At 61.1% G+C, this 18,635-nt stretch carries 19 protein-coding genes; 8 read left to right on the top strand and 11 right to left on the bottom strand.

Annotation, left to right across the window (positions count from 1 at the left end; translation table 11 throughout):
* Positions 1 to 163 precede the first annotated feature (163 nt).
* Positions 164 to 1,687 (bottom strand): S10 family peptidase, encoded by a 1,524-nt coding sequence (locus V9T28_RS09325; protein WP_116399781.1) that lies wholly within the window; start codon positions 1,685 to 1,687, stop codon positions 164 to 166.
* 533 nt (positions 1,688 to 2,220) lie between these two features.
* On the opposite strand from V9T28_RS09325, the gene V9T28_RS09330 reads away from it, so the two are divergent.
* A complete protein-coding gene (locus V9T28_RS09330) occupies positions 2,221 to 3,057 on the top strand; it encodes a tetratricopeptide repeat protein (RefSeq protein ID WP_245423843.1) in 837 nt (278 codons plus the stop codon).
* Here V9T28_RS09330 and V9T28_RS09335 read toward each other — a convergent pair.
* From V9T28_RS09335 to V9T28_RS09350, 4 genes are all read right to left on the bottom strand, one after another.
* Entirely contained in the window at positions 3,054 to 5,126 is a 2,073-nt protein-coding gene (locus V9T28_RS09335) for a CHASE2 domain-containing protein (protein WP_116398715.1), read from the bottom strand. The two genes, V9T28_RS09330 and V9T28_RS09335, sit on opposite strands and share 4 nt — an antisense overlap.
* A 55-nt stretch (positions 5,127 to 5,181) precedes the next feature.
* Positions 5,182 to 5,961, bottom strand: a complete 780-nt coding sequence (gene xth / locus V9T28_RS09340; protein WP_116398716.1) for an exodeoxyribonuclease III — start codon at positions 5,959 to 5,961, stop codon at positions 5,182 to 5,184.
* 172 nt (positions 5,962 to 6,133) lie between these two features.
* Positions 6,134 to 6,775, bottom strand: coding sequence for a YoaK family protein (locus V9T28_RS09345; protein ID WP_116398717.1), 642 nt, complete (start codon positions 6,773 to 6,775; stop codon positions 6,134 to 6,136).
* A 95-nt stretch (positions 6,776 to 6,870) separates the two neighbouring features.
* Positions 6,871 to 7,212, bottom strand: a complete 342-nt coding sequence (locus tag V9T28_RS09350) for a hypothetical protein (protein ID WP_116398718.1) — start codon at positions 7,210 to 7,212, stop codon at positions 6,871 to 6,873.
* On the opposite strand from V9T28_RS09350, the gene V9T28_RS09355 reads away from it, so the two are divergent.
* The gene (locus V9T28_RS09355) at positions 7,211 to 7,354 is read left to right on the top strand and encodes a hypothetical protein (protein WP_245423844.1); all 144 of its coding nucleotides are present in this window, start codon (positions 7,211 to 7,213) and stop codon (positions 7,352 to 7,354) included. The genes V9T28_RS09350 and V9T28_RS09355 overlap by 2 nt on opposite strands.
* 133 nt (positions 7,355 to 7,487) lie before the next feature.
* Here V9T28_RS09355 and V9T28_RS09360 read toward each other — a convergent pair whose 3' ends face one another.
* The 3 genes from V9T28_RS09360 to V9T28_RS09370 form a co-directional block, all read right to left on the bottom strand.
* On the bottom strand, positions 7,488 to 8,597 hold the full coding sequence (locus tag V9T28_RS09360) for a hypothetical protein (protein WP_199499926.1): 1,110 nt from the start codon (positions 8,595 to 8,597) through the stop codon (positions 7,488 to 7,490).
* 160 nt (positions 8,598 to 8,757) lie between these two features.
* Complete coding sequence (glnA, locus tag V9T28_RS09365) at positions 8,758 to 10,167, bottom strand: type I glutamate--ammonia ligase (protein ID WP_116398719.1); 1,410 nt, start codon at positions 10,165 to 10,167, stop codon at positions 8,758 to 8,760.
* Between the two features lie 63 nt (positions 10,168 to 10,230).
* Positions 10,231 to 10,569: a P-II family nitrogen regulator gene (locus tag V9T28_RS09370; RefSeq protein WP_116398720.1), complete on the bottom strand. Its 339-nt coding sequence runs from the start codon at positions 10,567 to 10,569 to the stop codon at positions 10,231 to 10,233.
* A 199-nt stretch (positions 10,570 to 10,768) separates the two neighbouring features.
* On the opposite strand from V9T28_RS09370, the gene V9T28_RS09375 reads away from it, so the two are divergent.
* The 3 genes from V9T28_RS09375 to V9T28_RS09385 all read left to right on the top strand — a co-directional run bounded on the left by V9T28_RS09375 (position 10,769) and on the right by V9T28_RS09385 (position 14,455).
* Entirely contained in the window at positions 10,769 to 10,918 is a 150-nt protein-coding gene (locus tag V9T28_RS09375; protein ID WP_158554680.1) for a hypothetical protein, read from the top strand.
* A 318-nt stretch (positions 10,919 to 11,236) separates the two neighbouring features.
* A complete protein-coding gene (locus V9T28_RS09380; RefSeq protein WP_199499927.1) occupies positions 11,237 to 14,065 on the top strand; it encodes a hypothetical protein in 2,829 nt (942 codons plus the stop codon).
* A gap of 213 nt (positions 14,066 to 14,278) precedes the next feature.
* A complete protein-coding gene (locus V9T28_RS09385) occupies positions 14,279 to 14,455 on the top strand; it encodes a hypothetical protein (RefSeq protein ID WP_199499928.1) in 177 nt (58 codons plus the stop codon).
* 65 nt (positions 14,456 to 14,520) lie between these two features.
* Here the strand turns inward: V9T28_RS09385 and V9T28_RS09390 are convergent, their stop codons facing one another.
* The gene (locus V9T28_RS09390) at positions 14,521 to 15,057 is read right to left on the bottom strand and encodes a cysteine hydrolase family protein (RefSeq protein ID WP_116399784.1); all 537 of its coding nucleotides are present in this window, start codon (positions 15,055 to 15,057) and stop codon (positions 14,521 to 14,523) included.
* A 185-nt stretch (positions 15,058 to 15,242) separates the two neighbouring features.
* Between V9T28_RS09390 and V9T28_RS09395 the strand changes: the two genes are divergently transcribed.
* Entirely contained in the window at positions 15,243 to 16,196 is a 954-nt protein-coding gene (locus tag V9T28_RS09395) for an alpha/beta hydrolase family protein (protein WP_116398722.1), read from the top strand.
* Here the strand turns inward: V9T28_RS09395 and V9T28_RS09400 are convergent.
* Entirely contained in the window at positions 16,187 to 16,894 is a 708-nt protein-coding gene (locus V9T28_RS09400; RefSeq protein WP_116398723.1) for an aspartate/glutamate racemase family protein, read from the bottom strand. The two genes, V9T28_RS09395 and V9T28_RS09400, sit on opposite strands and share 10 nt — an antisense overlap.
* Positions 16,895 to 17,001: 107 nt before the next feature.
* Here V9T28_RS09400 and V9T28_RS09405 point away from each other — a divergent pair, with 107 nt between their 5' ends.
* Both V9T28_RS09405 and V9T28_RS09410 read left to right on the top strand, forming a co-directional pair.
* Positions 17,002 to 17,325: an NIPSNAP family protein gene (locus tag V9T28_RS09405; protein WP_116398724.1), complete on the top strand. Its 324-nt coding sequence runs from the start codon at positions 17,002 to 17,004 to the stop codon at positions 17,323 to 17,325.
* Positions 17,322 to 17,681, top strand: a complete 360-nt coding sequence (locus V9T28_RS09410) for an antibiotic biosynthesis monooxygenase family protein (protein ID WP_116398725.1) — start codon at positions 17,322 to 17,324, stop codon at positions 17,679 to 17,681. The genes V9T28_RS09405 and V9T28_RS09410 overlap by 4 nt, the downstream gene beginning before the upstream one ends.
* 7 nt (positions 17,682 to 17,688) lie before the next feature.
* Here the strand turns inward: V9T28_RS09410 and trhO are convergent, their stop codons facing one another.
* On the bottom strand, positions 17,689 to 18,624 hold the full coding sequence (gene trhO, locus V9T28_RS09415) for an oxygen-dependent tRNA uridine(34) hydroxylase TrhO (RefSeq protein ID WP_116398726.1): 936 nt from the start codon (positions 18,622 to 18,624) through the stop codon (positions 17,689 to 17,691).
* Between the last annotated feature and the right edge of the window lie 11 nt (positions 18,625 to 18,635).

Here is an 18,635-nt window from a genome sequence, read left to right on the forward strand (position 1 = left end):
TTCGTGCGCCACGGAGTCGCGAAACGCCCGATTAAAGTCAGAATTCTGCGCCTAACTTTTGCGACCAGCAATGCCGCACCTGACGCCACTCAAAGAAATCGCTTTCTATGTCCGTTCGTCAACTTGGCCATTCTTCCAGCTGCGGCAGGGCTCGTTAGCGGCGTCACTTGCCCTCGATCAACCGGCGCGCATCGTCGCGCAATGCCTTGCGGGTCCCGTCGCGCAGATAATGCATATGGCCGCCCGGGTAGGTTTTGAACGTCAGGCGTCCCGGTGCCCCATAATCCGGAACTTGCGCGAGCAGCAGCTTGTTCTCGAGATAGGGCACCTGGATGTCGGTCAGGCCACCGGTCACCAGAACGCGGAAGTTCGGATCGAGCGCCAGCATCGCCGTCAATGCATCAAGGGAGGATGGCGGCGTGATCCCGTGATCCCACTCCCAGGCATTGTTCACGCGGCCGCTTAAGGTCTCGTACAGGTCGTCAATTTTCCACCCCAACCGCGCGCCGTAGAGATCCGCGATGGCGCTCGTCATCGGCGCTGTCAAGGCATCGAGGGTGGGGTCGAGCCAGCGGTTGTAATTGGACGTGGGCTCCGGGTCGTAGCCGCTCACCGTCGCGTCATAGAAGCCGACGACCTTGCCTTCACCGCGGTCGATCTCGCGCTGGAAGGTTTTCTTGTCGATCCGGCCGCCAAGCCGCTTGACCAGGTCTGGATCAAGGCCGGTAAGCTCCGCTACGCGCTGCACCATGCGGGCGACCGCATCCCGGTCGCGCGGGCCCTGTAGAAGGTCGTGCAGATAGTCGCCCGTGGCATATTGCTCGACATCGCTCAGTTGCGTTTCGTTCACCGGGCCGGACTTTTCCCGCTTCGCCGCGGCGTAGGAGGGTAAGCGGTTCAGCAAAGACCATGGCCCTTCGTCCGCGGCAAAATTGAGCACTGGGGAAATCAGCACCAGTCCGCTGATGCCGACTCCTTGTTTGAGCGCCAGCGCCTCGGCAAGCCTTGGACCGCGAAAGCCGCCATAGCTTTCGCCGACGATGAATTTCGGCGATTGCAGCCGCTGATGCTCGGCGAGCCAGCGGCGGATGACGACCGACAGCGCCTCGATATCTCCGTCCACGGACCAGAACTTCTTCTGCACTTCGTCCGCATTCGGAGCGGTAATCAGGCTGTAGCCGGTTCCCGGCGGGTCGATGAAGACGAGATCGGTGAAATCGAGCCAGGTGTCGTCATTGTCGACGAGGGCGGTCGGCGACGAGGGTGAGAGCACGCCGTCCTTGGTCGGCAGTCGCCACGGCCCAAGCGCGCCCAATTGGAGCCAGACGGACCCCGCGCCGGGACCGCCGTTGATGGCGAAGGTAACGGGACGGGATTTGGTTTCGGCGCCGTCCAATTGATAGGCGACATAACCGATCTCGGCGAGTTCCTGGCCCTTGTCATCGCTCAGTTTGATGCTGCCGGCCGTGGCGGTGAAGTTCAATGTCCGACCGTTGGGCAGGGCGAGGCTTTGCTTGGTGGTCGAGTCTGCCGGCAACCGGCGAGGCGGCGTGGCCGGCATCCGCTCCTCGGCGCGCGTCGGCTTGGCCGGTGGCGTGGGAGCGTCTTGCGCTCGCGCCGAATCGACGACGATCAGAACGGCCAAAATCGCGCCGGAAAGTCGGAAAAGCGTTGGCAAGAGCGGCATGAGAACCTCGCGGGTGGCAATGGGATCACGCAAAAGAGCACAATCGCAAGGCACGAATCTGACAAAGCCTGAGCCGGGTTATCGGTAACGCCCAAGCTCGCCCAACGGTGCAGCGGAAGATACCTTATAAAAAGCCTCAAATAATCAAAATCCCAACGCAAATGTCCGTCAAAATTTGGAGGTCTCCTGGGAGTTCGGTGCTCCCTCCCATCGCACCAATCGTTACTGCGGCTCCATGTGTGAAACACGTGACATTCGCGCAACAGGTTCGGAACATCTGCCGACTAAGGCTCTGGTAACCATAAAACGCCCAGATTCAGCCATAAACCGGCAGCTAAAGTTCGTATATGAAAAATTGGTAAGTTGTGGTTCGAGGCGACAAAATATGGACGTGAACACGAAGACAGAGAAGGGGGAGCCAGTCCGCGCATTTGCGGCCCTGCCTTTCTGCGCGCGTCTTGCCGTCTTGGGGCCATGCCTGCAATTGCAGAGAGCTGGCGAGTGATATGTTAAGGCGTAGATCAAGTCATGTGATGTCCCTTGCGGTATTGGCCGCGTTGAGCTGCTGGGCAAGCCTGCCTGCGCATGCTTTGGATGGGACAGAGACTCCGGCTTCCGAACCGCCGGCGTTGCCGAGCGTCTCCTATAAGGACGCGAAAACGGCGGAAAAGGCGGGGATCGACAGTCTTCAGAAAGGCGATATGGAATCGTCCGTGCCGGCGCTCAAATATGCGGCGTCGCAGGGCCGGCCTTATTCGCAGTGGAAACTCGGCAGCATGTACCAGCGCGGCGACGAAGGCGTCGCGCGCGATGACGCACAGGCCTATCATTACTTCCAGACGATCGTGGACAATTATATCAAGGAGGCCGACAGCGACGACAGCGACGACGCTTCGCAGCTGGACCGCTCGATCGTTTCCAAGGCATTCGTGGGGGTCGGTTATTACAGCCTGAACGGTATCCCGGGCAAATTGAAGCCGAATGTGGATCTCGCTTTCGATATGTTCCAGTATGCGGCCACGAATTTCGGTGATCCGGACGCCCAATATAATCTTGCCCGCATGTATCTCGATGGTGCGGGCGTCGAGAAGAACGTGCCGCAAGCTGTAAAATGGCTCAATCTGGCCGCCGAGAAGAATCATATTCAGGCGCAGGCGGTTCTCGGCAACCTTCTGTTCAATGGCGGTGGCGGCGTGCCGAGGCAGCGGGGCCGGGGCCTGATGTGGCTGAGCCTCGCCAACGACAAAGCCGATTGCGCGCGCGACAAGTGGATCTGTGACGACTACAACCAGATCAACAATTCGGCCCAGGACGTCGATCGTCAGATGGCCAAGACCTTTGCCATCGCGCACGCCAAGGGTGGCGATTAAGTATTCTGTAGGTCCTCGACAGGCCCACTGAGCGTGAAAATCTGCACGGCCCTGCTTTTGCCTTTTAGGTCGGCTTCGCCCAAGGGCGTGAAGCGGTAGTGCTTGGCCGCCGCCGCGACGCCTTCCGAAACCAGGATATTGACTCCGAACTGCTTGGTCGCGCTCTCCAGCCGCGCTGCGACATTGACCGGGTCGCCGATGATCGAAAAGTTCCGGCGGCTTTCCGAGCCGACATTGCCCATCACCACATCGCCCATATTGATGCCGATGCCGATGCGCACCGGAATGTGCCGGTAGCCGCGCTGCTGCGCCTTTTCGGCTTCCGCGGCATCGATGCGCGGAATGGCGGCGAGCATGGCAAGGGCCGCGCGGCAGGCGACGTCCGCATGTTCCGGCATAGGCAAGGGCGCGTTCCAATAGGCCATCACGGCGTCGCCGATGAACTTGTCGATCGTGCCGCCGCTTTCGGTGACGATGTCGCTCAAAGGGCCGTACAATGCGTTGAGAAATTCGATGATTTCGGTCGCGCTCAGGATTTCCGAGCGCGCCGTGAAATCGCGGATGTCGCAAAAAAGTACCGTGACATACCGGGTTTCGCCGCCGAGCTTAAGCATCGATGGGTCGCTGGCGAGGCGCGCCGCAACCGCCGGCGAGACGTACCGCCCCATCAGCTCGTAAACCGCGCGCCGTGCCCGCTCCGTCTGCCGATAGCGGGAGACCGAGGTGAACCCCCAGGCGGTGAAGGCGGTTGCCGCGGGAATCAAGGGGTCGAACAGCATATTGCCGCTCGCAAACGCCCAATAGCTCAGGCCGAACAAAGCGCTGGTGAAGGCAGCCCCGGCCAATGCTGAGGTCAAAGCCCTGAGGTGCTGTGCTAGCAAGCCCATCAGGGCCGCGCCGAGAAACGAGAGGGTCGCCTCGCCACCGGGGGCGTAATCGGGCCGGAAGAGCTGGGCGCCGGTCAGGATATGTTCGAGCAGCTCGGCGTGAATCTCGACCCCGGGCACGGCGGGTTGCAAAGGCGTGGAGCGTACATCCCCGAGGGCAGCGGCGCTGGTGCCGACGAGGATGATCCTGCCCTCGATGTCCTGCTGGTCGAAATTGCCTTCGAGCACTTTCCAGGCCGGAATGAAGCGGCCGGGCTTCTTGCCGGCGAAGCGGACCCGCACGGCACCGTCCTTCTCGGTCTGGATGGTTTCTTGGCCGATACGGATCGCGACGATGCCGGTGTGGGCGCCAAAGCCGGTCTCTCCCGAGGCGTTCGCACTTTTGACTATCAGGCTGGGGCCGGCCAGGGGGGCGGAGGGATCCTGCGGATCGGCTTCCAATTGGGCGACCCGCAACGCCTCGGCATCGAGCGACGGAACCAACCGGCCCGCCCCGGCGTGCTCGAAACGGAAAACCAACGGAATACGTCGCACGATCAGATCGCGTTCCGGCGTGTAATTGATCGCGCCAAGTCCCTTGGCTTGGTCGGCCAGTTTCAGAATTGGCATTTCTGCGCCGCCGTACGGATCCAGCAACGATGTGGGGTCGTCGCCGGCGATCGAAATGCCGGCTTTTGCGGGCAGGTCGGCATCGGATGGGTTGTTCGTCAAGGCATAGCCAAGGACATCGCGGCCCCGACCGAGGCTTTGCGCAAACGCCTCATCGTTGTCGCCCGACTCAGTTCCGAGGGCATCGGCGAGTTTTTGCCGTTCCGGCACATTGGGCAGCGATGCGATGATGGTTTGCAGCGAAAGCCGATCGGGTTCGGCGAAGGCGAAGTCATAGACGAGCGCGAGCGGCTTTTGGTTAGTCAGCCTGTCATTCAGTTTCGCCAGCAGCGTGCGCGGCCAGGGCCATTGGCCATATTTCGCGAGCGATGCGTCGTCGATATCGACGATGCGCACCGGCAGATCCGGGCTCCATGGCCGTGGTGACAAAGCCTGATAATGGTCGAAGAGGAAATTCTGCAGATTGGCGACCTGCGGAAGGGGCGTGCGGGCCAGCAGGGCGCCGAGCAGCCCGGGCACGGCCCACAGCGCAATGCCGGAAAGAGCTTGCCGCCACCGGGCCCCTGCACCCATCTGTCCGACCTGATTCTGCCGTTGCGAATGGATGTCAGTTCAGCCCGAAACCGGGTCAGATCGCAAGATCTATCCGAACCGGCACGTGATCGGAGGGTTTGTCGCGCCCGCGCTCGCTGCGGTCGATCACAGCGGTCTGCAGGAGGTCGGCGGCTTGTGGCGACAGCAGCAGATGGTCGATCCGGATACCGTTGTTCTTCGGCCAGGCGCCGGCCTGGAAATCCCAGAACGTATATTGTTTTGGCGCGTCGCTGACGGCGCGGAACGCGTCGGTCAGACCGAGATTGACGAGGGTGCGGAACTTGGCCCGGCTCTGCGGCAGGAACAAAGCATCATTGGCCCAGGCGGCCGGATCATGCACGTCGCGCGGCTCGGGGATGATATTGTAATCGCCGGCCAGAACGAGGGGCTCCTCGAGCATCAGCAGCCGTTTGGTATGGGCGATCAGCCGGTCCATCCAGGCGAGCTTATAGGGGTATTTTTCGCTCTCCACCGGATTGCCGTTGGGCAGGTAGATGGATGCGACGCGCACCACGCCTTTCGGCACCGAAATTTCGGCCTCCAGATAGCGCGATTGGGTATCGCTGTCGTCGCCCGGCAGGCCGCGCATCACCTCCATCGGCATTTTGGAGAGAATCGCCACGCCGTTGAAAGTTTTCTGCCCATGCGTCGTGATGTTGTAGCCAAGCGATTCGATATCGCCGCGCGGAAAGGCCTCGTCGAGGCATTTTATCTCCTGCAGGCAGAGCACATCTGGCGCTTCGTCCTTGAGATAGCGCAGCACATGTTCGAGGCGCTGGCGGATCGAATTGACGTTCCAGGTGGCGATGCGCACGGGGCAATTATCCTTTCCAGGCGATGCGGCCGGCCAAAACTCGGCGGCCGCGCGCGAAGATCAAAGTCGATAGCTTTCGTTCGTCCTTCGTACAGCAATCGCGGCGGCCAATGATAGCCCATATCTCCGAAGGCTATGGCGAACCGGGCCGGCCGGCCGCGCTGAACAATGTTCACCCGCTCTCCCAAGGCCGCAAGACGACACCCGCGCCCGCAAGCAGCAGGCCGACCACGGCGAGTGCGAACCAGACATGCCATTGTGCGAAGCCGGCGCCTGCCGCCGCGCCGACGATGAGTCCTAGGAGCACGCCGATGCGCCGGGGCATGCGCTGGCCGGCGCCTCCGGCGAGCGGACTATCATGCGCCAGTCCGTGTAGAATCATCGTCGCGGCCGGCATGGTCATGTCGGCGACGCCGGCGAATCGCGTGCCGGAGGTCTGCAACCCCATGGCGAGACCGAGGGGCGCGACCACGGCGAGCAGATTGGCCTCGGTTCCGCTGAGAGCTGCCGCGAAGCAGACGAGGAGCGCTGCCGCGCCGAGCAATTGGCCGACCAGCCGCTGCGACGGATGCTTGCGCCGGACCCAGCGCCCGCCGAGAAGGCCGCCGATCAGAAAAGCGCCGAGCGCGGACAGCGACGTCAGTGTCACGAATTGGCCGCGCACGACACCGACGCCAAGGAGAATGACCGTGCCGGTCATATAGCCGGTGAATGTGTGAAAATGCAGGAGGCTGACGGCGTCGAGCATCCCCATCGCGACGGTGACGATGAGGAGGGCGGCGATCCAGCGCATTTCGGAGCGGATGGCGGTCATCGATCTGCAGGGCGAAGAGAAAAAAGGGCTGGTGCAGTAGGGCTTAAGGAGTGGCGAATAGCAAGTCGCGACGTGCGTGCGCGGAGGAGGCGGGCTCAGCTTGGTGTACAGGAAGATGTGAGCAATCCGGCTCGGCGGAGTCCCTTCGCGATCCGGGCAAGATCCTCCGGTTTCCTGAAGGGCATGCGGGCGATGCGGTCGTCGAATGTATAGGCCGGGTTGATGGCGAGAAGTTCCGCCCAAACGCCGCGCGCTTCGTCGAGATAACCGAGATTCCCGAGGGCCGAAGCGAGATAGGCCCGGCTCATGTCGGTCGCGGGCACAAGAAGAATGCGCTCCCGCAGGATCGCGACCGCCGTTTCATATTCGCCGGCAACAATATGTGCGACGCCGAGGTGGTGCAGGTAGCCCTGGGTAAAAAGCGGATCGAGCCGCATGGCCCGCGTCGATGCGCAGCGCATGATGGCCAAGCGCGCCGGCGCCAAGACCGTCGATCAGGCCGGCAGCCATGCCGTCTATGTTTCGCAACCCGCAGCGGTCGCGAAACTCATCGAAACGGCAGCCTCCGAAGCCAAATAGGAAACGCAAAGAAACCTGGGCCGGCGCGCGTTGAAGGGAGCAGGGTGAAAATTCTGCGCCCTTCTTCTCCAAACGATCCCATGGCGATCCGCTGTCCGGACGTCAACGCGGACGAGGCATTCAACGGCTGCTCTCATTCCATATCATTGAGCGAGGTCGCGCCGGACCCCGGCGTAATCAACATCGGCCACTGGTGCGAGCCGAACGGAACCGCAGGCGGCAGAAACGCCTTCATGCCGCGCCTGTTTGTCTCGGCGATAATCGCGTTGCGCGCATCGCCGCCCATCAGCTCATAATCCATCAGGCGATCGTTGCCGAAGAAGATCGCGCCGACCGATCGGTCCGAGACGATGCGCATCACGGATTCGAGCATATCATTTGGGGTCGTGGTGAACGACGTCGTCTCGATAAGCAACAAGCGGTCGTTGATCGCCTCGGGTCCGAAATATTGGGCCAAGACGCTAAAGAGAATATTGTTCTGTCTCGTGACATAAATCGTATTGCTGGCGGCGTAGGTCTTGTCCCAATCGTCGCCGAGCATCTTCTTCCACTCACCGACAACATCCATCCAATGGGCCACTTGGGTCTGCGCCGCCCAGCTAATCACTTTCTTCAACTCTGGCGACTGCTTTGCTGCAAAAGCCTGCATGGCGGCCAAGGTGATCACGTCGTTCTTCAGGCATTCGTCCATGAACGCGACGTTATTTTGCAGAATGGTGTGCAGCGTCGGCCGCCACTCGGCAGGCATGTCCGCTGCATCGAGCGTATCCAGAGCCGATTGCATGCGGCTTCTATAAGCCAGCAACGGCGCGCGCCACGATTTGTTCGAAGGATTCTCCAGATAGGGCAAAACCACTTCGGTGAGTGCCATGGTACTGTGGCCCGATGATTTCAGGAGCTGATAAACCAATGGCACCGGCGGCGCCTCAAGCGGCGGCTGGCCCGGACGGTACAAGATGAATCGGCCGCCAGCGCCGGAAAACAGAGCCAGTATGACCGGGTGTTGGGCGAGCAAATTGCGCTGGAAGATGGTGCTCGAATTCGAATAAAGATCGAACATTGCATTATTCAACGCCAGCACGTTCTGATTGGCCACTTCGGCGGGCGTTGTCGTGGTGGTGCCCGCGATCGGCGCCATGTAGGGCGGAAGATCCGCGGCGAGACCGGCCCGTAAAGGCATCATCAGGTCAAGAGGCAATAGCGCCGCTACGAGCCACACGGTGGCGCGTCGAACCGATCCCATGAACTTCCCCCTTGGTACGCCGTCGATCACGGCCGAAACATTCTCTCCGATCCCATTGTCAGCTCTTGTAAGCAGAGTCTGACGCGGCGCGCGAGAGGTCGCCGCACACACGCAAAGGGCGGCCGTGTGGCCGCCCTCTCGATCGTTCGATGGCTCGAAATCAGACCGAATAATACATGTCGAACTCGACCGGGTGAGGGGTCATTTCGAAACGCATCACTTCGGTCATTTTCAGCTCGATATAGCTGTCGATGAAGTCGTCGTTGAACACGCCGCCGGCCTTCAGGAAGGCGCGGTCCTTGTCGAGGCTGGCGAGCGCTTCGCGCAAGCTGCCGCAGACCGTCGGGATCTTCTTCAGTTCCTTCGGCGGCAGGTCGTAGAGGTCCTTGTCCATCGCCGAGCCCGGATCGAGCTTGTTCTGGATGCCGTCGAGGCCGGCCATCAGCATCGCCGCGAAAGCGAGATAGGGGTTCGCCGCCGGATCGGGGAAGCGAACCTCGACGCGCTTGGCCTTCGGGTTCGAGGTGAACGGAATGCGGCAGGAGGCCGAACGGTTGCGCGCCGAATAGGCGAGCAGCACCGGCGCTTCATAGCCAGGGACCAGACGCTTGTAGGAATTGGTCGACGGGTTGGTGAAGGCGTTCAGCGCCTTGGCGTGCTTGATGATGCCGCCGATGTACCACAGGCATTCCTGGCTGAGGTCGGCATATTTGTTGCCGGCGAACAGGGGCTTGCCACCTTTCCAGATCGACTGGTGCACGTGCATGCCCGAGCCGTTGTCGCCGAAAACGGGTTTCGGCATGAAGGTTGCCGACTTGCCATAGCTCTGCGCCACCTGGTGGATGCAGTATTTATAGACCTGCAGGTGGTCGGCCATGGTGGTGAGCGGGCCGAACTTCAGGCCGAGTTCGTGCTGGGCGGATGCCACTTCGTGGTGGTGCTTTTCGACGACCGCGCCCATCTGCGCCATCGCGGCCAGCATTTCGCCGCGCATGTCCTGCGCCGAATCGACCGGCGGAACCGGGAAATAGCCGCCCTTGGTGCGCACGCGGTGGCCGAGGTTGCCGCCTTCATAGGCGGTGTCGCTGTTGGTCGGCAGTTCGGCATGGTCGAGGATGAAGCCCGTGTTGTAGGGCTCGGAGGCGAAACGCACGTCGTCGAACACGAAGAACTCAGCTTCCGGGCCAACGAAGACCGAGTCGCCGATGCCGGTGGACTTCAGATAAGCTTCGGCCTTCTTGGCGATGCCGCGCGGATCGCGGCCATAGGGCTCGCCGGTCGAGGGCTCGAGAATGTCGCAGGTGATGACCATCGTGGACGCCGCGAAGAACGGATCCATGCAGGCGGAGGTCGGATCGGGCATCAGCGTCATGTCGGATTCGTTGATCGCCTTCCAGCCGGCGATCGAGGAGCCGTCGAACATCAGGCCGTCGGCAAACGCGTCCTCGTCGATGAGGCTCTGATCGAAGGTCACATGCTGCCACTTGCCGCGCGGATCGGTGAAACGCAGATCGACATATTTTACGTCATTATCCTTGATCGCCTTCAGGACGTCCTTGGCGGTTTTCATGAGTAGCCTCTTTCGTTGATTGATCGACATGTTGGCCCGAACGGGCTGGGAAAAACGAAGGCTTTAGATCGCGTCCAACCCGGTTTCGCCGGTACGGATGCGAACGGCACCTTCGATATTCGATACAAAAATCTTGCCATCGCCGATCCGGCCGGTTTGCGCGGCAGTTCGGATCGCGTCAACGGCGCGCTCGACCGCATCATCGGCGAGCACAATTTCGATTTTCACCTTTGGCAGGAAGTCGACGACATATTCCGCGCCGCGATAGAGTTCGGTATGGCCCTTCTGCCGGCCGAAGCCCTTTGCCTCGGTGACGGTAATGCCTTGCAAACCAATGTCTTGCAGCGCTTCCTTCACCTCGTCGAGCTTGAACGGCTTGATGATGGCCTCGATCTTTTTCATGCGCGCAATCGCCTCCCACTCAACCGGCGGCTTCGCCCCGTTGCGGCGCGAGCCAAACTCACCGGCGCAATTCCCTAAGCACCCGCTATGCCAGACTGCCATTGCCGGGGGAAAGCCGTCCAGTTCTTTTGAACCGATATCGCGGAATGGACGGGAAAAATTGTCGCAATGGCGCAAAATTGAGCACGAAGGCTAATTCATGACCGGCGAATTGCCTGCATTGTCGGCATCAGGCGATTTCGGTCATTTTGCGCTGCTTGTGCTTCGCCAGATCGGAAAAGCGCTCGTCAGCGGCCAAGTGGGGCGGCAAATTCGCAAAACTCGCGTCAATAACCGGCAAAATGCGTGAAAACACGCGAATCGGCATTGATCTGGGCAAGGCGTGGGCGTGGACAATCGTGCCGATATAGGCATTGTCTGATGATTATTTGTGCAGAACTGGGCCTGGTACTGCCGGCCTTGCTTGCCGGGTGGGCATCCCGCCGCGCGGGCATGAACAGGCCGTACCGGCCTCGCATAGGCGCGTCGTCCAAAGGCCGAAGCGCTTTAGAGCACTGTCACCGGCACTTCATTTAAGCCACCTAATATCGGCTATCCGTGGCGCAGCCACTCGGTTTCTGTCGTTTCGAAACCCATCTTTCCCCTGTCCTGAAGAGAAAGGCGCACCATGCTCAAAGAGCTCCTGCTTGCGACCGTTGTCGTAACAACCTTTGGTACCTGGTCCGGTGCGCTGGCCGACACGGTGCCAATGCTCGGCGAGGGCAGCACGACCTTGCTGTCGACCGGGCAACGGATTTCGCCGGCCGCGACGCCGGGCACCGCCTTTGTTCCGCTCAATCCGGGCCTCGCCGATGCGCCGCATTATTTGGCGGGCCAGCCGGTGTCGACCGCGCTTAGCCCGGACCGCAAGACGCTGCTGGTCCTCACCAGCGGCTACAACAACATCACCGACGCGAAGGGCGGCGTCATCAAGCAGGATGCCAACGAATACGTCTTCGTTTTCGATGTCTCCGAGGGAACGCCGGTCAAGAAGCAGGTGCTGCAAGTGCCCGATACTTATGTCGGCATCGCCTTCGCCTCCGACGGCCAGCATTTTTACGTCAGCGGCGGCGGCGACGATAACCTGCATGTCTTTGGCTTGACCCAGAACGGCTGGGTGGAGGCGGGGGGCCCCGTCGCCCTCAATCACAAAGCCGGCAACGGCATGAGCGGTGGGCCGCTCGCCATGGGCGTGGATGTGACGGCAGACGGCAAGTTCGCGCTCGTCGCCAACCGCTATAATGACTCGGTTTCTCTCATTGATCTCGCGGCCGGCAAAGTCGCGGTCGAGCAGGACCTGCGCCCCGGCAAGAACGGGGGTGCCGCGGGCACGCCGGGCGGCGAATATCCCAATTCGGTGCGCATCGTCGGCAACAAGACCGCCTATGTGTCGAGCGAGCGGGACCGCGAAATCGTCGTGCTCGATCTCTCCGGCAATACCGTGCAGGTCACCACACGAATCCCCGTGAAGGGCAATCCAAACAAGATGATCCTGAACAAGGCTCAGACGCTGCTTTATGTCGCGTCCGATAATGCCGATGTCGTTTCGGTCATCGATACGGCGACCAACAAGGTCGTGTCGAGCATCTCGACGGTCGCGCCGGCCGGATTGATCACCGAGATGCAATATCGCGGCGCATCGCCGAACGGGCTCGCACTCTCGCCGGACGAGAAAACCCTTTATGTCACCAACCGCGGCACCAATGACGTAGCAGTGATCGCGCTCGACGGTGCGGCTCCGGCCGTGACCGGCCTCATTCCAACCGGCTGGTATCCCTCCGATGTCGCCGCCGGCGCGAACGGCGCTCTTTATGTCGTCTATACGAAGAACATGCCGGGCCCCAATGCCGGCAATTGCCTGGGTTATGGCAAGACGCCCTGTCCGGTCGCCAACTCGCCCATCACCCAGGTGCAGAACCAGTATATCGAGCAGCTCAGCAAGGGCGGGTTCATGTGGATGCCGGCCCCCGACAAGGTGACGCTGGATGCCTTGACCCAACAGGTCGCCAGCAACAACAGCTTCAACGCGGCCCTGAGCGACAACGACATCGCGACGATGCGTGCGTTGCGGCAGAACATCAAGCACGTGATCTACATCATCAAGGAAAACCGCACCTATGATGAGATCCTGGGCGATGTGGGGCGGGGCAATAGCGCGCCGTCGCTCGCCGAATTCCCCAACGCGACGACGCCGAATTTCCATAAATTGGCGAAGGATTTCGTCACGCTCGATAATTTCTACGATTCAGGCGACGTCAGCGGCGACGGCTGGCCCTGGAGCACCGGCGCGCGCGAATCGGATGCCGGCGCCAAAATGCTCCCCGTCAATTACGCCGCGAGCCCCAACAATCCCAAAACGCGCGGCGGCTCCTACGATTGGGAAGGCACGAACCGCGACGTCAATATGGGCCTCACCGGGCCCGCGCGCCTCGCCGCCAATCCCGCGCTGCCGAACGATCCGGATCTGCTGCCGGGCAATGGCGACATTTCCGCGCCCGACGGCCCGTCCGATGCGGTGCAGCAGGGCTATATCTGGAACGCGGCGCTCCGGGCCGGGCTGACCGTGCGCAATTACGGCTTCTTCATCGACCTCTCGCGCTATAGCGGCGACCATGCGATCCCGCGCGATCGCACGCCCTTTGCCAACAAGGTCGTGCAGTCCTATGCCACCAGTCCGGCGCTGATCGATCGCACCGATCCCTACTTCCGCGGCTATGACAATGCCTATCCCGACCTCTATCGCGAGCAGGAATGGGAGCGCGAGTTCAAGGAGTTCACCACCAACGGCCAATTGCCGTCGCTTACGCTGCTGCGTCTGCCGCACGACCACACCGGCGCCTATGCCGCCGCGATCGACGGCGTGAACACGCCGGAACTGCAATTGGCCGACAATGATTATGCGGTGGGCCGCGTTGCCGAGGCGGTGGCGAACAGCCCCTATGCGGCGGACACCCTGATCTTCGTCGTCGAAGACGATGCGCAGGACGGCCCCGACCATGTCGATGCGCATCGCAGCACCGGCTTCATCTTCGGGCCTTACGTCAAACAGGGCGCCGTCGTCAGCACCCATTACACGACGGTCAATATGATCCGCACGATGACCGAAGTGCTCGGTCTCGATCATCTCGGCCTCTTCGACGCGACCCAGGGACCGATGACCGACGTGTTCGACCTCAACCAGCCCAAATGGACCTACAAGGCGCAGGCATCGGGCCTGTTGAAGAGCGCGCAATTGCCGATCCCGATGCGCGACTTCCAAACCGCGGCGCTGAAGCCCACGCACGATGTGCGCTATTGGGCGCGCGCGACCAAGGGCATGGACTTCTCGGTCGAGGATAAGATCGATGCGGTGGGGTACAACAAGATCCTGTGGGCCGGTCTGATGAGCGGCAAGCCCTATCCGAAGCGCGCCGGCGACGCGGGCAAGAGCCAGCAGCATCACGATGCCGATGATTGATGGGTTGGTTGGCTGGTGAAAGTGAATGACTGCCGGGCTCGCTGAGAGGCGAGTTCGGCAACATTGTCGTCCCAGGCTTGATTCACAACTCTCGGGGAAAATGTCCGCGACGATCGCGCAAATGTTCCCCGGACAGCCGTGTGTCAAGCGCGAGATGACAATCGTTGATATCAGATGCGCGCGCTCGGCCGAGTCGCGGGTCTGGGTGCATCCTTGAACGCCTCCGGATCGAGCCTCGTCGCCACCGTGTTCGCGATCGGTAGGGGCCGCCTCTACGACAGCACGCCCCTGAATCTAGCGTCGGGCTTCTTTCTTGCCGGCGTCAGTTCGCTCCTTCTGGCCGAACTGGCGGCGCGGGGCGATATGTCACCGGTAGAGGCTGTTCGATAAGGCGCGGCGAAGGCCGTGACAATCGCGACCGGCCGCTAGCTCTTCGGGACGAACCGGACGTTAGCCTATTGGGTCAATACCGACGAAGCCTCAACAACTTTCGCAAAACCTGCTGCAAGATTGGCCATCGTCACATCAAAGATCGTGCGGGCCGAGAGGCCTGCCGCAGGCAAGTCGAAGCCTATCACCGCGTCGGGCACAACCGTCATGTTGAAGCCAAGGTCGGCACCTGCGCGCACCGTTGAGTTGACACAGAACCCCGCTACCGCGCCCGTCACTACAAGATCGGTTATTCTCTCCCTTCGTAGATAGGCGTCCAGATCGGTCGAAGCAAATCCAGACGAGGTGCGCTTGACGAAAACGGGCTCGTTCTCAAGTGCTTCCGCGCAAGGCATGGGTTGATATCCCGGCGCGTCGGGGTGAAACTGCGAAGCAGGATCCTCGTCGCGATGCCGGACATGGATGATTGGCCAGCCCTTCTGGCGGAACGCCTTAGAAAGCTCCGCGACCCTGGTCGGAGCATCGGTGTTGATATGGTCCCGTCCGGCTTCGATCCGATGCTGCATCTCCATTTGCATGTCGATTATAATGAGAGCCTTCATTCTGTCGGTCTCCTGTGTCCGCGCTCGATGCCGCGCCCTGTCGCCGAAGAGGCGGTAACCTAAAGTCACATAGTCTGGCGAGGCAAATTCCATTTTAACAGACGTGGCTGCGCAATTCTGAGTTTGTGCAAGTTTCGCGTTTTGGCAAATATGCACGGGCTGTCTCACCTGACGAACGGATTCCCATGAGAACCATCATATTGACCGCGCTGCTCTGCCTATGCGCGTCGCTTGCGCAGGCGGCCGGCTTCAAGGTGATTCAAATTCGCGCCGACGACAACGGGCCGGCACTCAGAGCGATGATCTGGACGCCTTGCGCGGAGGACGCGCAGGATGTCACGATCGGACCTTATATTCTAAACGGACGCCGGAACTGCCCGACCGATGGCCACGATTTGCCGCTGATCGTGATCTCGCACGGCCATGGCGGCTCGTATCTTGGCCACCATGACCTTGCCGCAGCCTTGGCCGACGCGGGCTTCGTGGTGGCGGCCATCAACCATCCGGGCGACACGTTTTCCGATATGAGCCATGCCGGCGACATCTCCGAGTTCGTGGAGCGTCCGACCGACATCAAACGCCTGATCGACTACATGCTGAGCGCGTCGCCCGACGCCGCCGCGATCGATGCGAACAGGATCGGCTTTTTCGGCTTTTCGCGGGGCGGCTATACCGGCCTTGTCCTTGCCGGCGGCAATCCCGACTTTCTCCACGCCAATGTTCCTTGCCCCGATCCGACGATTCCGATTTGCGGGGAAATTGAGCGCAAAGAGGTTCCTACCGCGCCGTTGACCCATGATCCGCGCATCAAAGTTTTTGTCCTTGCTGACCCGCTCGACGAGTTTCCGACCGCTGCGAGCGTCAAGGACGTGAAGGCGCCCATTCAGCTCTGGGCCTCGCAATTCGGCGGCGACGGCGTGTTGCCGGAAACCCCTTTCGCCCTTGCCAAAGCCTTGCCGATCAAGCCGGACTTTCACCTCGTCCACGGTGCTGCGCATTTTGCCTTTCTCGCACCTTGTCCGCCCGATCTCACTCTGAGCGCGCCCGATCTCTGCGCCGATGCCGCGGGCTTCGACCGCGTTGCCTTTCATCAGGAGCTTATCGCGAATGCGCTGGCGTTCTTCAGACTTCACCTCTGAGGTTGCTGGCCAAGCGCCCAGTCAACGGCGGCGAGCGCATGCAATTCGGTCGTATCGAAGATCGGAACGGGGCTGTCCTTTTGGGAGATCAGCAGCATGATCTCCGTGCAGCCAAGAATGACGGCCTGCGCCCCGCGCTCCACCAGGCGCGCAATGACCTCGCGATAGCGCGCGCGTGACGCCTCAAGGACGACGCCGGAAACCAGCTCGTGGTAAATGATCTCGTGGACGATCTCGCGATCTTCGGCGGGAGGCACAAGCACGTCGAGGCCGAATTTTTCCGACAGGCGTCCCTTATAAAAATCCTGCTCCATGGTGAACGCGGTGCCGAGCAGCCCGACCTTCGACACGCCGGCCTGTTTGATTTTCGCCGCCGTCGGATCGGCGATATGCAGGAGTGGGATCTTCACCTTGTTCTCGATGTCGGCCGCCATCCGGTGCATCGTATTCGTACAGATGACGAGGAAATCGGCGCCGCCGCGCTCCAAGTTGCGCGCGGCCTCGATCATCCGCTCGGTCAAGGATGCCCAGTCGCCCTGGTGCTGCAGCGCTTCGATCTCGCCGAAATCCATCGACCACATGAGGCTCTTCGCCGAATGCGCACCCTCTAAGCGGGCGCGAACCTCCTCGTTGATGATCCGATAATATTGCGCGGAACTTTCCCAGCTCATCCCGCCGATCAATCCGATGACCTTCATGTGTTGCCCGCTTCTCTCAATATCATTCCTCAAAACTTCGACGCTCATCGAAACATGCGTCGCGTCTCCGTCGCTATGGTCGAGCCATCTCGCAACGGAGAGCTTCCATGCTGACCTGTGTCATCCGATATCACATCGATCCGACGAAAAAGGAGCAATTTGTGCAATATGCGCGCAATTGGGGACAGGCGATCCCGCGCTGCGGCGCCGATTTGATCGGCTATTTCGCACCCCATGAAGGATCGAGCACTTTGGCCTATGGCATCTACAACATCGCCAGCCTCGCGGAATACGAGGCCTATCGCGCCCGTCTCGCGGCGGACCCGCTCGGCCGGGAGAACTACGATTTTGCGATGCGCGAGCGGTTTTTGCTGCGCGAAGACCGCACGTTCCTCAAACTTGTGTCCACCCAGCATGGAGATGCATCATGATCGCCGTCATTTTCGAGGTCGAGCCGGCGGAGGGCCAAGAGAGCGCCTATCTCGACACCGCCGCCGAACTTCGTCCGCTTCTGGACGAGATCGAAGGGTTCATCTCGGTCGAGCGGTTCAAGAGTCTGTCTAATCCCAGGAAAATTCTCTCGCTGTCGTTCTTCGAAAGCGAAGCGGCTGTTATCGAGTGGCGCAATCGAGATGAGCATCGGCGCGCGCAGGCAATGGGACGGGCCGGCATCTTCGCCGGCTATCGTCTGCGGATCGCGCAGGTCATACGCGATTACGGCCTGTCGGAACGCGGCGAGGCGCCGGCGGACAGCAAGCGTGTTCATGACGGGGGGCGGGCAAGCTGATCAAACGCTATCCTTGCGGGCCGTTCGCTGCGACGGGCGGCCCCAAATGCACCTTCCCGCGCGCCTCGGCCAAATCCACCTGGCGCTGGCGCTCGCGCGCCGAGGCTTTTTGCTCTTCGCTCATCGTTGCGGCGCAATGCGGGCAGGAGACACCGCGCTCGTAGTCGGCCGATTGCCGGTCCTCGACAGTCAGCGGCGCGCGGCAGCCGAAACAGGTGGCGACATCGGCGAGTTCGAGGCCGTGGCCGACGGCGACGCGCTGATCGAACACGAAACAGGCGCCGTCCCACAGGCTCATCGCTTGCGGCACGCGCTCCAGATATTTCAAAATCCCGCCATTGAGGTGATAGACCTCCTCGAACCCCTCGTTCAGCATGAAGCTCGACGCCTTCTCGCAGCGGATGCCGCCGGTGCAGAACATCGCGATCTTCTTGTGTTTGGCGGGGTCGAGGTTCTGCCGCACGTAAGATGGAAATTCGCCGAAACTCTTGGTCTGCGGGTCGATGGCGTTGCGGAACGTGCCGATTGCATATTCATAAGCGTTGCGCGTATCGATCACCACGACGTCCGGATCCGAAATCAGCGCATTCCAGTCTTCGGGCTCCACATAGGTGCCGACCCGCGCGGTCGGATCGACGCCGGTGTCGCCGATGGTCACGATCTCGGTCTTGAGCCGCACTTTCATGCGCAAGAACGGCATGGTCTCGGCATGGGACAATTTCGTATCGAGGTCCTTTAAACCCGTGATCTCGCGGATTTGGTCAATGGCGCGGTGCAGTGCATCCGGCGCGCCGGCAATAGTCCCGTTGATGCCTTCGGGTGCGAGCAGCACGATGCCCTTGATGCCGTTTTCGTCGCACGCGGCCTGCAGCCGCGGTTGCAGCTCCCTGTACTGCGGCAGGCGGGCGAATTGGTAGAAGGCGGCGACGTGGATCTCGGACATGGCCCTTCATC

This window comes from Methylovirgula sp. 4M-Z18 (assembly GCF_037890675.1).
Classification (GTDB): Bacteria; Pseudomonadota; Alphaproteobacteria; order Rhizobiales; family Beijerinckiaceae; genus 4M-Z18.